Source organism: Corynebacterium sp. MSK074 (genome assembly GCF_030229735.1).
Taxonomy (GTDB): Bacteria; Actinomycetota; Actinomycetes; order Mycobacteriales; family Mycobacteriaceae; genus Corynebacterium.
This window is the reverse complement of record NZ_JASPIX010000014.1, coordinates 36,416-48,103: the sequence shown is the minus strand read 5'-3', so window position 1 is coordinate 48,103 and position 11,688 is coordinate 36,416. Positions and strand designations below refer to the sequence as shown.

Below are 11,688 nucleotides of genomic sequence, written 5' to 3'. Positions count from 1 at the left end.
TGGGCCTGCCCTTCGGCTTCGGGCGCAGAGCCTCGTCGCCGCCTCTGCGCCACTTAGCCACCCAGTCCTTGACGAGGTGGTCGGATGAAAGATTGAACTCTCGGGCAAGATCCATCATCGACTCACCCGCAAGATGACGTTCTACAACTTCCTTCTTCGCCTCGAAGGAGTAGTGCTGCTTGTTTGGTTTCTCCACGAGACATAGTCTGCCACGCAGTTGGAAACGGCGATAAAGTCTACGCGTTGCGTCTCTCGAGACACCGACAACACGAGCAGCGGCTCGGCAACCCATTCCCTGCTCGAAAAGCTCCACTAACTGCTCACGCTGAACTTCACTCAGCGAACTACGTGCTCTCAAAGAAAATGCTCCCCACTAGTTGTTGGCAACTGATTTCTCAGTCCAACTAATGGGGAGCAGTTCATCGCTGCGGGGCGGCTTTGGTGTGTCTGCGTGCCTAGAAGCTGTCGAGCCAGGCGGCGTGCACGCGGGCGTCGCCATTTTCTTCTGGGTGGAAGCTCAGCGCCGTCACGCGGCCCTGGCGCACGCCGACCACCGCGTCGCCGTCCTCCCCCGGCACCGTCGCGATGACCTCAACGCCCTCGCCCACGCGGGTGACCAGCGGGGCACGAATGAAACTCGCCTCGATGTCGAGTGTTTCCTCGCCAGCCGTCACAGGCACCGTGCGCTCTTCGGAAAAGCGCTGGTTGCCGAAGGCGTTGCGGCGCACGGTGACGTCGATAAGCCCCAGCGTCTGCTGCCCTGGCGCGGGGTTATCGAGCTCGCGGGCGCAATAGATGAGCCCCGCGCAGGTCGCGAGCACCGGCAATCCTGCGGCCGCGGCATCGCGCAGCGGCTCGGCCAGCCCGAAGCTACGCGCCAGCTTATCGATGACGCTCGACTCGCCGCCCGGAATCACCAGCCCGTCGAGCCCGTCCATGTCGCGCGCCACCCGCACCCGGCGCGTAGCAACACCGAGCCCGTTCAGAATGCGCTGGTGCTCCTCGACGCCGCCCTGCAGCGCCAGCACCCCGACGGTGGCTACCATCCGCGCTCGGCCAGGCGGTGCGGTGCAGGCACGTCGTTGACGTTGATGCCCACCATGGCCTCGCCCAGGCCGCGGGAAAGCTTGGCGAGTTCTGCGGGGTCGTCGTAAAGCGTGGCAGCCTTCACGATGGCTTCCGCGCGCGCTGCTGGATTGCCGGACTTGAAGATGCCGGAGCCGACGAAGACGCCTTCGGCGCCCATCTGGCGGACAAGGGCGGCGTCGGCAGGCGTGGCCACGCCACCGGCAACGAAGAGCACAACCGGAAGCTTGCCGGTCTCCGCAACCTCTGCAACCAGGTCGTACGGTGCCTGGAGCTCCTTGGCCGCGACATAGAGCTCGTCTCGGTCCAGGTGGCGCAGGCGGGCAATCTCGGCCTTAATGGTGCGCAGGTGCTTCACGGCCTCGGAGACGTCGCCGGTGCCGGCCTCGCCCTTGGAGCGAATCATGGCCGCGCCCTCGGTGATGCGGCGCAACGCCTCACCCAGGTTGGTTGCACCGCACACGAACGGCACATCGAAGTCCCACTTATTGATGTGGTTGACGTAATCGGCCGGGCTGAGCACCTCGGACTCATCAATGAAGTCCACACCCAGCTCGCCCAGGATCTGCGCCTCTACAAAGTGGCCGATGCGGGCCTTGGCCATGACCGGGATATCCACGGCCTCGACGATGCCCTCGATAAGCCCCGGGTCAGACATGCGGGCCACGCCGCCTTGCGCGCGGATATCGGCTGGCACGCGCTCCAGCGCCATCACGGCCGACGCTCCCGCATCTTCCGCAATGCGCGCCTGCTCCGGCGTGACGACGTCCATGATGACGCCGCCCTTCAACATATCGGCCAACCCTCGCTTCACGCGCGTGGTAGCGCGTCCTTGTTCATTTACCTGTTCAGTCATAGGTGCCATAGTGGCCCACATAATTGGTACAAGACAAGAGCCATTTTCAGCGTGTTGGATTAGACCACTTATGATGGGCCCGTGCCCCTTCGCCTCGATCCCTCTGATACGCGGCCGCTGCCCGTGCAAATCGCCGCCGCCTTGCGTGCCCAGGTCGCCGCCGGCGTCCTCCTGCCCGGCGAGCGCGTTCCTTCGACCCGCCACCTGGCTTCGCAGCTCGGCATTTCCCGAGGCAGCGTGGTCACCGCCTACGACCAACTCACGGCCGAGGGCTACCTCACCGCCGCGGTTGGCTCCGGCACCGTCATCAACCCACTGCTCCCCCACGCGCGTGCCCCACGGCCGGAGCCAGCCCCCGAACCGGCCGCTGAGCCCGAACTGGTGTCGCTGACACCCGGCCTACCCGACACCGCCGGCATCCTCACCCCTGAATGGAGGGCCGCGTGGCGTGCGGCGGCCGTCGACCCCTCCGGCGATCTGCCCCGCGAGGTCGCCGCGCACCTGCGCCACATGCGCGGGCTCACCGTGGACCCAGCCTGCGTGCTGATCACGGCCGGCGCCCGCGACGGCCTCTCCGTTCTCCTGCGCTCCCTCAGCCGCCACCTGCGTGTGGGCGTGGAATCCCCCGGCTACCCCAGCCTGCGCCGCGTGCCCCACGCCCTCGGCCACACCTTGGTGGAAGTCCCCACCGGCCCCGAAGGAGTCACCGTCCCCGCCGCCGATCTCGACGCCCTCATCGTCACCCCCAGCCACCAATACCCCTACGGCGGCTCGCTGCCCGCAGCCCGGCGCGCCGAACTCGTCGAATGGGCCCGCGCACACGACGCCCTCCTCATCGAGGACGACTTCGACTCCGAACTGCGCTACGTCGGCCAGCCACTGCCCGCCCTAGCCGCGCTCGCCCCGGAACACACCGTGCTGCTGGGTACCTTCTCCTCGGTCATCTCCCCCTCGATTGCCTGCGGCTACCTCGTCGTCCCACCGCGCCTGCGCCCGGCCGTCGACCGCGTGCGCGAGGTCTTCGGCCAACCCGTCGGCGCCATCCCCCAGGCCGCGCTCGCCCACTACCTTGCCAGCGGCGCTTTACGGCGCCACACCGGCCGCATGCGCCGCACCTACAAACGCCGCCGCAACCTGGTAGCCGAAACGCTTGGCACCATCGATGGCGCGCAACTCCTCCCCATCCACGGTGGCCTCCACGCGGTATTGCTGTGCGACCCGGCTGTGGTCCCCCGCGCCGCCGCCCGCGGCATTAAGCTCACCCCGCTGCGCGACTATTGGGGCGGCGCCGACGCCGAAGACGGCGTCGTCCTCGGCTTCGGCCACCTCAGCGACTCCGAGCTGCGCACGAGCCTCACCGCGGTCGCGGCCGCATTAGGCGAGTGATACCGTAGCCCCAAAGACCATAAAAGAAAGGTGATAAATGTCCCTCGGCCCGCTTGAATTTCTACTCATACTCATTCCGTTCCTCATCCTCGCCGGAATCATCGCCATCGTGGTCAAGCTCGTGCGCAATAGCAACGAAACTCGTGCAAACACCCGCCGCATTGCCGATCAGCTCGAGGAACAAAATCACCACCCGTAGAAACTCTTAGCCACGAGGCCACGTGCGCTGCCGCGAAAGCCCCGCCGTGCGCCTTCCGACGCCCACATAAAACTCGAGACTGACCGCTTAGTCTATTTTTATTCTCGCTCCTGCCAGCAGGTTTCACTAAACCCGCTCGCAAGACATACCGCTTGGTCTAGTCTTGCCAAGCATGACGACGAAATACGATAACTCCAATTCCGACTGGTCCTTCGCTACCCGCTCCGTACACGCGGGCCAAAACCTCGATGGGCACCACAATGCCCGCAACGTGCCGATTTACCAGACCACCTCCTACGTCTTTAACGACGCCGAGCACGCGGCCAACCGCTTCAATCTTTCCGACGCCGGCCCCATCTACACCCGCCTGACCAACCCCACCCAGGACGCGCTGGAAGAGCGCCTCGCTTCCCTCGAGGGCGGCGTCGCGGCCGTCGCCTTCGCTTCGGGACAAGCTGCCGAAACCGCGGCCATTTTGAACCTCGCCTCGGCCGGCGACCACATCGTGACCTCCCCGCGCCTCTACGGCGGCACCTCCACCCTCTTTACCGTCACGCTCAAGCGCCTAGGCATCGACGTCACCCTCGTCGAGGACCCGGACGACCCGCAGTCCTGGCAGGACGCCGTCCAGCCAAATACCAAGGCCTTCTACGGCGAGACCTTTGGCAACCCCGTGGCCGATGTCCTCGATATCCCGGCCATAGCCGAGGTCGCCCACAACAACCAGGTCCCGCTCATCGTGGATAACACCATCGCCACCGCCGCCCTCGCCCGGCCGCTGGACCTCGGCGCGGACATCGTCGTGGTGTCCACCACCAAGTTCTACACCGGAAATGGCTCGGCCATCGGCGGCGCGATTATCGACGGCGGCTCCTTCGACTGGACCGTCACCCGCAACGGCGAGCCCGTATTCCCCTACTTCGTCACCCCGGATGAGGCCTACCACGGCCTGAAGTACGCCGATCTCGGAGCCCCAGCCTTCGCGCTCAAGGCCCGCGCCGGCCTGCTGCGCGATACCGGCGCCGCCATCTCCCCCTTCAACGCCTGGCTGACGCTGAATGGAATCGAGACGGTGGGGCTGCGCGTCGAAAAGCACAATGCCAATGCCCAGGCCGTTGCCGAGTACCTGGAAGGCCACGCCAAGGTCACCAAGGTCAACTACGCCGGCCTGGATTCTTCGCCGTATAAGGCCACCAAGGAAAAGCTCGGCTACGCCTACACCGGCTCCGTGCTCTCCTTCGACATCGACGGCGGCCGCGAGGAAGCCTGGGCGTTTATCGACGCCCTCAAGCTCCACTCCAACCTCGCCAATATCGGCGATACCCGCTCCCTGGCCGTGCACCCGGCAACCACTACGCACTCCCAGTCCGACGAGCCTGCGCTTGCCGCGGCCGGCATCACCCAGTCCACCATCCGTCTGTCCGTTGGCATCGAGCACATCGATGACATCATCGCGGACCTCGAGCTGGGCTTTAGCGCGCTGGCATGAAGCTAGTTAGCATCGGCGACTTTCACACCGAAGCCGGCGCCACGCTTGCCGACGCCCACATTGCCTACCACCGCTTCGGCCACCTGCTCGGCGATCCCCACGGCCGCAATAACGTCATTGTGGTTGAACACGCCCTGACCGGTGATTCGAATGTGGCCGAATGGTGGGCCGATCTGGTCGGTCCTGGCAAGGCGCTAGATACGACGAAGTGGTGCGTTATCGCCACCAACGCACTGGGCGGCTGCTCCGGCTCCACCGGCCCCGCCTCCCCGCACCCAGACGACGGCTGCGCCTGGGGCTCGCGCTTCCCTGCACTTTCGGTGCGCGACCTCGTCGCGGCCGAGCGCGCCGCGCTCCGCGAGCTCGGCATCACCCACGTCCACGCCATCATTGGCGGCTCGATGGGCGGCGCGCGCACGCTGGAGTGGACGCTGATGCACCCCGAGGCCGTTGATGCGGCTTGCGTCATTGCCGTATCGGCCCGCGCTTCCGCCTGGCAGATTGGCATCCAGTCGGCGCAAATCGCGGCCATCGAGCAGGATTCCTTCTGGCACGGCGGCGATTACTACGCCTCCACCCAGCGCCCGCGCGAGGGGCTGGCGGCCGCGCGTCGCATTGCACACCTGACGTATCGCGGCGAGCAAGAAATCGACGAGCGCTTCGGCGTCCAAGCCCAGGCCGGCGAGAACCCGCTCGGGCCCTACCGCCGCCGCAATGAGCGCTTTGCCGTCAACTCCTACCTGGACTATCAGGGCATCAAGCTGGCCGACCGCTTTGACGCCGGCTCCTACGTCACCCTCACCGAGGCGCTCAACCGCCACGATATCGGCCGCGGCCGCGGCGGCCTCAACCGCGCGCTGGGCTCATCGGAGGTGCCAACCATGGTCGTCGGCGTGGACACGGATATCTTGTACCCGTATCACCAGCAGGAACACATCTCGCGCAACCTTGGCAACCTGCTTGCGATGGCGAAGGTTGTCTCCCCGGTAGGCCACGACGCTTTTCTTACCGAGTCACGCCAGATGGATCGCATCTTGCGAAACTTCCTCACCCTTTCCCAACCGGACCCGAGCATCGATTCTGCGGCGGGCGATCCCACCGAGTACTCGATTTAAAGGCTCGCTGCATCTGCGGTCGCCAAAGCCGCGCAGCGCGCACTAGTGCTAAGCGGTGCGGCACGCTGCGCTGGGGTTATGGCTTGACGCGGCGGGACGGGGCTCGACCGTCTTCGGGCGGTGTGGCCCAGGGCGGGCGCCAGACGATACCTTCGCCGGGGCGGCGCTCAAGCCGACCGCGGCGCGGCGGCGCATTGGGGTCATCATCATTGACCCCGTTGTGATACTTGCAGGCCATGGTGAGGTTCTCGGGATTCGTGTCCCCGCCGAGCAGCCACGGGGTAAGGTGGTGGACTTGGCATTCATCCGCCGGCGTATGGCAGTCGGGCCACGGACATACAGGATTTTCCGCCATCGCCATCTGGCGTTGCTTCCATGTAGCCCGGCGCCGCGATTGATAGAGGTTTACGGGGCCGGTGACGGGGTGGATGAGGGTGATAAGGCCGACGTCGGAAAGCGCGCGGCGGGCAAGGTCCGCACCGGAGATTTGCGCGCCATTGGTCAGCTGCAGGGTGACGTCCTCGCCGTGGGTAACTTTGACCATCTCATTGAGGGTAAGCACCACATTGGTGGTGATTGTGGAGGCGGCGGCACCCTGGGAAAAGACGCGGCGAGCATCGGCGACGGTGGAGACATGGTTGTTAATCTCTGCCACCAGTTCGGACTCGGCGGTAATGGTCAGCGTCCACAGGTCGTCGCGGCGGCGGGTTAGGCGCACGCCCTCAGAGCGCTTGGTGGTGCGCTCCTCGCGCACCAGGCGGCGGGCGCGCTTTTCAATCTCGCTGGTAGCCACACGCAGGGCGCAGAGTTCCTCGCGCAGCGCCCAGGCCGCGCGCTGGGTTTTCATCTTCTGCGCGTAGTGCTCGATGATTTTTAGCGCGTCGAGCGGCAGCGTGGTGCGGCGGGCGGTGCGCTGCTTGGCGCGAAAGGAGGTGCGGCCGAAGTAGGTATCGGCAAGGCGGGCGAACTCGGCGGCTTCGCGGTCGCTAAAGCCCTTATCGACGAGCTCTTCTACCGACAGCCCAGCACACTCCTCGATGAGCACCATCGGGGAGTTCACGGCTGTCAGGTAGGTCGAAATCATGGCTCTGAGCCTAAGTGGGCCGCGCAACCCAGCGCGCGGTGGCGGGCGCTGGCCTGTGGATAACCGCCGGAAATACACCTTTTAGGGCCGAGATGGGTGATGGTTCTACAAAAAGCCTGTGGAAAACTAGCTGCCGAGCGAGTCCACGGAGAAGGCCAGAAAGGCCATCACGGCGCCGAGCAGGCCGGTAAAGCAGGCATCGAAGCGGCGCGAGCGCACGGCCAGCACGCCGACGCGGCTGGAATCGCAGGTAAGGCGGACCACAGTGAGCCACAGCAGAGCGAGGCCAAGGAGGAACGTGGCCCGGCGCCAGTACTCGAATGCCGCGTAGCCGCCAGAGACGACCACACCGGCCACGAAGATGCCGATGGCCGCCCACTGCGCGGCGGGCGGCAGCGGGGAGGGCGCGAGGCCGGCGTCGTGCGGATTGTCTAGATTCACGCCAACTTTTCCGCGCGCTCGACGATATTGCGCACCAAGAAGGCACGGGTCAGCGGGCCGACGCCGCCCGGGTTCGGCGAGACGAATCCGGCCTTGTCCCAGCAGTCTGGGTGGATGTCGCCGGTGAGCTTACCGTCGACGCGGGAGACTCCAACGTCGAGAAGCGCGGCGCCTTCCTTAATCATGTCCGCGGTGAGCATGTGGGGCTGGCCGGCGGCGGCGATGACGATATCGGCCTCGCGGGTCTCGGCGGCCAGGTCCTTGGTGCCGGTGTGGCACAGGGTGACGGTGGAGTTCTCGCTGCGGCGGGTAAGCATCAGGCCAATAGGGCGACCCACGGTCACGCCGCGGCCGATGACCACGGTTTTGGCGCCGTCAAGTTCAACGCCGAAGCGGCGCAGCAGGTGCAGGCAGCCGTTCGGGGTGCAGGGCAGGGGTGCATCCTCGTTGAGCACGAGCTTGCCCAGGTTGACGGGGTGCAGGCCGTCGGCATCCTTTTCGGGGTCGATGCGCTCGAGGATGGCGTTTTCATCCAGGTGCTTCGGCAGCGGGAGCTGGACGATGTAGCCGGTGCAGGCGTCATCGGCGTTGAGCTCATCGATAACAGCCTCGAGTTCTTCCTGCGTGATATCGGCCGGCAGGTCCTTGCGGATGGACTTGATGCCGAGCTTTTCGCAGTCGCGGTGCTTCATCTTCACGTAGGACTGGGAGCCGGGGTCCTCGCCGACCAGGACGGTGGCGAGGCCGGGCGTAATCCCCTTGTCCTTCAGCGCGGCCACGCGCTGGGCGAGGTCGGCGAAAATCTCGTCGCGGTACAGTGTGCCATCTAGTTTGGTAGCGCTCATAGCCACCATCCTAGACTGAAGGCATGAGCCAGCTGCACATTGTCTTTGATAACCCGGTCATTCCTACTAATACGGGCAACGCCATCCGCACGGCCGCGGTGACGGGCGCGAGCCTGCACCTGATTGAGCCGCTGGGCTTTAATTTCGACGATAAGCACTTAAAGCGCGCCGGACTGGATTATCACGATCTGGCCGATGTGCAGATTCACAAGGATTTTCAGGCCTGCATGGACGCGCTGCCGGGGGCGCGCGTATTCGCGTTTACCACGCATACGGATAAGTGGTTTACGGATATCGAATACCAGGAGGGCGATGTCCTGCTCTTTGGCACGGAGCCGACCGGCCTGCCGGAGGAGCATATTAACCATTTGCGCGTGACGGACCGCGTGCGCATTCCTATGGTGCCGGCTAGGCGCTCGATGAACCTGTCGAATTCGGCGTCGACGGCCGTATTCGAGGCGTGGCGCCAGCTGGGTTTTAACGGGGCGGTTTAAGTCCTGGCAGCTGGCGGGAGCGCAGGCGGGCAAGGAGTGCGGTGGCGTCGGCAAGCGTGAGGTTGCGCGCGGCCATGCGCACGGGCCCCTGGACTAGGTCGAGGTCGACGGTGGCTAGGCCGAGCGCCTGGGAAATCGGCCCGCGGCGGTAGGTTAGCTCCTGGATATGGGAGGTATGGATGGCCTTGATGCGGCGGTTGAGCCGGCCGTTGCGCACGATGACGTAGTCGCCGGTGAGCGCGACGGTTTGCTGGCGGTAGTCCAGCGGGGAGACCCACTTGGCGCGGGCCGGCGAGGCGTAGGTGGGTGCGGCGTCGGCCGGGAGGAATTGCCGAGCTTGGGCGAGGGTGCCCACTGGCAGGATGCGGGTGGAGCCAGAAGCCTTGCCGCTTGCCGACGCCCCATATCCCGCCACCGAAACCCTCACCTCGTACCAGCCCAGCGGCCGCCAGAGGAAGGGCTGGGTAATTTGTACGGCGTGGATGCGGTCGAGGCGGATGCTTTGGCGGCGGCGGTCGGCCAGACCGTAGGTGATGTTGAGTACCTCGCCGTCGGTGCGGGCGGTGTAGCGCCAGGAAGAATCGAGCACGTTCCAGACGTTGGGTATCGCGCCGACGAGGATGGGCAGCGCGGTCGACAGCGGCAGCCGGGTGACCACGACGACGATGAGGAAACCGACGAGGAAAAGCGTGGAGGCGCGCAGCGCGGCCGCCACAAGGGAGCGCGCGATCGGGATTTCGGGCACGAGGGCTGGTTCTTCGGCCGGCGGGGCGGGTGTTTGGGTGCTGGTCGCGTCGGCGGCGGTTGCGTCGATGTCAGTGTCGGTAGCGGCCGGTGCGGGTGCGCCGTGGACGCGGGCGAGGATGTCCTCGCGCAGGGCTTCGGCGTCAGCCTTTTTGAGGTACGCGATTTCGATGACGGATGATTGGCCGCCGGCTGTTTCCACACGTACGGCCGCCAGCCGGAAAAGGCGGGCAATGACGGGCTCGACGACGTCGACGGCCTGGGTGCGGTCATAGCGCGCGGTGCGCAGTTGGGCGGAAAAGAGTCCGCGGCGCAGGGAGAGCTCGTCCCCACCGAGCTGGTAGCCCATGCGGCGCCACCATAGGCCGGAGGCGAGCCACACGACCGCGCAGACCGCGACGAACCCGGCGAGCGCAAGGGCAGTATCGCGCAGGGCCTCGCCGCGGTGCTCGCCGGTGAGGAAGGCGAAGATATCGCGCAAGGCCTCCAGGTTGATGTTGAGGGCGAAGGCCGCGATGAGAGCCAGGATCACTGACCACAGGCGCAGCAGCGGGGTAAGTCGGTGGACGCGGCGGAAGCTTGGCTGGGTGCTCATAGGCCGCTCATCCGTTCGCGGGCTTGGTGGGCAAGGCGGGTGCGGAGGGCGTCGGCAAGCGGGGCTTCCAGGCCCTTAATGGTGGCGTCCGTGCTGGCCGAGGCCGTGTGGAGCTGCAGCTTTTTCAGCCCGAGGGCGCGGTCGATAGGCCCGGAGGTCACGTCGACGAATTGGATACGGCCGTAGGGCACCACGGTGAAGGAATGCCAGAGCTTGCCGCGAGTGATAAGCAGCTCATCGTCGGTTTCGAGCCAGCCCATGTTGCGCACCTGGGCGGGGATGAGCCAGAGCAGCCAAAAGAAAAGGGCGACGAAAAGCCCGGCCGCCCAGTAGAACCACGGGGTCCACCAGAAACCTGCCGCACCGGCGGCCGCGGCGAGGACAATCATCCAGCTCAGGTGGTGGATATAGCGCGAGGTCACCAGGCGTGGCGAGACGGGATTCATTTCTTCGCTCATAGTTATTGACAGTATCAATCGGGCCATACCCTTGCGCCACTTATCGTTACTCGATATTATCGAATTACGACAACATCGAGAGTCGATAAACAATCGGCGGAAAGGATTGTCATGACCACCCCACAACCCACCTCCAAGGCCGAGCGCCGCGAAATTAACACAGCGGCCACCATCAGCCTCTTCACCATCGTCATCCTCGGCCCCACCTATCTGCGCGACCTTGCCACCGGACGCTTTTCCACCGCACTGAGCGCAGCCATCCCAGAAGGCCTAAGCAAACACAACCTCGACGGCGGACCATTCTGGATGCTCACCGCAGCGCTCGTCGTTAAGATTGCGGCTATTTTGATCATCGCGTTCTTTACCTACCGTCTGGTCAAGCCTATGCTTCGCGGGCAGGTCTTCACCACGAAAAATATTCGCTTCCTCAATGGAATGACCATCGGAATCCTAATCTGGTTTATCGGACGCTTCCCGCTCGAAGGTATGGGCAACAACTGGGCCTCTTCACAGCTAGGGATCGACTGGTGGTCCAGCCAGAGCGGAACGTCATTTGGCGAGCTCGCGCTGCTTTACCTCTTTGCCTGCGCTCTACAACTCTTCTCAGCCGCCATCAAGCGCGGCTGCAAGCTAGAAGAGGAGGTCGAAGGACTTGTCTGAGCCACAAGGACCCCAGGTAGTCTGCCACCTCGACCGAATAATGGAAGAGCGCGGCATAACCGGAGCGGCACTCGCTAAAGAAGTAGGCATCACCCCAGTTAACCTCTCCGTACTGAAGAACAATCGTGCCAAAGCCGTACGCTTTAGCACCCTCGCAGCACTGTGTGCGGCGCTGGACTGCCAGCCGGGCGACATTTTCGGCGTCGAATAGCAACCCTTGCCAGGGCGTTGGGTTT

14 protein-coding genes and 1 pseudogene are annotated in these 11,688 nt (G+C 64.9%); 7 read left to right on the top strand and 8 right to left on the bottom strand.

Annotated elements, in window-relative coordinates:
- From QP965_RS10360 to pdxS, 3 genes and pseudogenes are all read right to left on the bottom strand, one after another.
- Nucleotides 1-222, bottom strand: a pseudogene (locus QP965_RS10360) (helix-turn-helix domain-containing protein); the annotation flags it as partial.
- Nucleotides 223-455: 233 nt separating this feature from the next.
- The gene (gene pdxT / locus QP965_RS10355) at nucleotides 456-1,046 is read right to left on the bottom strand and encodes a pyridoxal 5'-phosphate synthase glutaminase subunit PdxT (protein WP_284844835.1); all 591 of its coding nucleotides are present in this window, start codon (nucleotides 1,044-1,046) and stop codon (nucleotides 456-458) included.
- Entirely contained in the window at nucleotides 1,040-1,942 is a 903-nt protein-coding gene (gene pdxS, locus QP965_RS10350; protein ID WP_284844836.1) for a pyridoxal 5'-phosphate synthase lyase subunit PdxS, read from the bottom strand. The genes pdxT and pdxS overlap by 7 nt, the downstream gene beginning before the upstream one ends.
- A gap of 81 nt (nucleotides 1,943-2,023) precedes the next feature.
- On the opposite strand from pdxS, the gene pdxR reads away from it, so the two are divergent.
- From pdxR to metX, 4 genes are all read left to right on the top strand, one after another.
- On the top strand, nucleotides 2,024-3,328 hold the full coding sequence (gene pdxR, locus QP965_RS10345) for a MocR-like pyridoxine biosynthesis transcription factor PdxR (protein ID WP_284844837.1): 1,305 nt from the start codon (nucleotides 2,024-2,026) through the stop codon (nucleotides 3,326-3,328).
- 37 nt (nucleotides 3,329-3,365) lie between these two features.
- Complete coding sequence (locus tag QP965_RS10340) at nucleotides 3,366-3,527, top strand: hypothetical protein (protein WP_239278052.1); 162 nt, start codon at nucleotides 3,366-3,368, stop codon at nucleotides 3,525-3,527.
- A gap of 172 nt (nucleotides 3,528-3,699) precedes the next feature.
- Nucleotides 3,700-5,016 (top strand): O-acetylhomoserine/O-acetylserine sulfhydrylase, encoded by a 1,317-nt coding sequence (locus QP965_RS10335; protein WP_284767813.1) that lies wholly within the window; start codon nucleotides 3,700-3,702, stop codon nucleotides 5,014-5,016.
- Nucleotides 5,013-6,131, top strand: a complete 1,119-nt coding sequence (metX, locus tag QP965_RS10330; RefSeq protein WP_284844838.1) for a homoserine O-acetyltransferase MetX — start codon at nucleotides 5,013-5,015, stop codon at nucleotides 6,129-6,131. Before QP965_RS10335 ends, metX begins: the two co-directional genes overlap by 4 nt.
- Before the next feature lie 76 nt (nucleotides 6,132-6,207).
- On the opposite strand, the gene QP965_RS10325 is transcribed toward metX, so the two are convergent.
- The 3 genes from QP965_RS10325 to QP965_RS10315 form a co-directional block, all read right to left on the bottom strand.
- Nucleotides 6,208-7,215 carry an HNH endonuclease signature motif containing protein gene (locus QP965_RS10325; protein ID WP_284844839.1) on the bottom strand — a complete coding sequence of 336 codons (1,008 nt, stop codon included), beginning with the start codon at nucleotides 7,213-7,215 and terminating at the stop codon, nucleotides 6,208-6,210.
- A gap of 126 nt (nucleotides 7,216-7,341) precedes the next feature.
- Nucleotides 7,342-7,656: a DUF3017 domain-containing protein gene (locus QP965_RS10320; protein ID WP_250408787.1), complete on the bottom strand. Its 315-nt coding sequence runs from the start codon at nucleotides 7,654-7,656 to the stop codon at nucleotides 7,342-7,344.
- Nucleotides 7,653-8,501, bottom strand: a complete 849-nt coding sequence (locus QP965_RS10315; RefSeq protein WP_284844840.1) for a bifunctional methylenetetrahydrofolate dehydrogenase/methenyltetrahydrofolate cyclohydrolase — start codon at nucleotides 8,499-8,501, stop codon at nucleotides 7,653-7,655. The genes QP965_RS10320 and QP965_RS10315 overlap by 4 nt, the downstream gene beginning before the upstream one ends.
- Before the next feature lie 23 nt (nucleotides 8,502-8,524).
- Between QP965_RS10315 and QP965_RS10310 the strand changes: the two genes are divergently transcribed.
- A complete protein-coding gene (locus QP965_RS10310; protein WP_284844841.1) occupies nucleotides 8,525-8,995 on the top strand; it encodes a tRNA (cytidine(34)-2'-O)-methyltransferase in 471 nt (156 codons plus the stop codon).
- Here the strand turns inward: QP965_RS10310 and QP965_RS10305 are convergent.
- Together QP965_RS10305 and QP965_RS10300 are read right to left on the bottom strand one after the other, a co-directional pair.
- Nucleotides 8,979-10,334, bottom strand: a complete 1,356-nt coding sequence (locus QP965_RS10305) for a PH domain-containing protein (protein WP_284844842.1) — start codon at nucleotides 10,332-10,334, stop codon at nucleotides 8,979-8,981. The genes QP965_RS10310 and QP965_RS10305 overlap by 17 nt on opposite strands.
- Nucleotides 10,331-10,792: a PH domain-containing protein gene (locus QP965_RS10300; RefSeq protein ID WP_179387420.1), complete on the bottom strand. Its 462-nt coding sequence runs from the start codon at nucleotides 10,790-10,792 to the stop codon at nucleotides 10,331-10,333. Before QP965_RS10300 ends, QP965_RS10305 begins: the two co-directional genes overlap by 4 nt.
- Before the next feature lie 111 nt (nucleotides 10,793-10,903).
- On the opposite strand from QP965_RS10300, the gene QP965_RS10295 reads away from it, so the two are divergent.
- The gene (locus QP965_RS10295; RefSeq protein ID WP_284814338.1) at nucleotides 10,904-11,452 is read left to right on the top strand and encodes a hypothetical protein; all 549 of its coding nucleotides are present in this window, start codon (nucleotides 10,904-10,906) and stop codon (nucleotides 11,450-11,452) included.
- Nucleotides 11,445-11,663, top strand: a complete 219-nt coding sequence (locus QP965_RS10290; protein WP_040424873.1) for a helix-turn-helix domain-containing protein — start codon at nucleotides 11,445-11,447, stop codon at nucleotides 11,661-11,663. The genes QP965_RS10295 and QP965_RS10290 overlap by 8 nt, the downstream gene beginning before the upstream one ends.
- Nucleotides 11,664-11,688: the final 25 nt, after the last annotated feature.

Excerpts from the sequence above, each read along its gene's own strand:
- pdxT (WP_284844835.1), bottom strand. The coding sequence starts at position 1,046 with ATGGTAGCCACCGTCGGGGTGCTGGCGCTGCAGGGCGGCGTCGAGGAG.
- pdxS (WP_284844836.1), bottom strand. The coding sequence starts at position 1,942 with ATGACTGAACAGGTAAATGAACAAGGACGCGCTACCACGCGCGTGAAG.
- QP965_RS10340 (WP_239278052.1), top strand. The coding sequence starts at position 3,366 with ATGTCCCTCGGCCCGCTTGAATTTCTACTCATACTCATTCCGTTCCTC.
- QP965_RS10335 (WP_284767813.1), top strand. The coding sequence starts at position 3,700 with ATGACGACGAAATACGATAACTCCAATTCCGACTGGTCCTTCGCTACC.
- metX (WP_284844838.1), top strand. The coding sequence starts at position 5,013 with ATGAAGCTAGTTAGCATCGGCGACTTTCACACCGAAGCCGGCGCCACG.
- QP965_RS10325 (WP_284844839.1), bottom strand. The coding sequence starts at position 7,215 with ATGATTTCGACCTACCTGACAGCCGTGAACTCCCCGATGGTGCTCATC.
- QP965_RS10315 (WP_284844840.1), bottom strand. The coding sequence starts at position 8,501 with ATGAGCGCTACCAAACTAGATGGCACACTGTACCGCGACGAGATTTTC.
- QP965_RS10310 (WP_284844841.1), top strand. The coding sequence starts at position 8,525 with ATGAGCCAGCTGCACATTGTCTTTGATAACCCGGTCATTCCTACTAAT.
- QP965_RS10305 (WP_284844842.1), bottom strand. The coding sequence starts at position 10,334 with ATGAGCACCCAGCCAAGCTTCCGCCGCGTCCACCGACTTACCCCGCTG.
- QP965_RS10300 (WP_179387420.1), bottom strand. The coding sequence starts at position 10,792 with ATGAGCGAAGAAATGAATCCCGTCTCGCCACGCCTGGTGACCTCGCGC.
- QP965_RS10295 (WP_284814338.1), top strand. The coding sequence starts at position 10,904 with ATGACCACCCCACAACCCACCTCCAAGGCCGAGCGCCGCGAAATTAAC.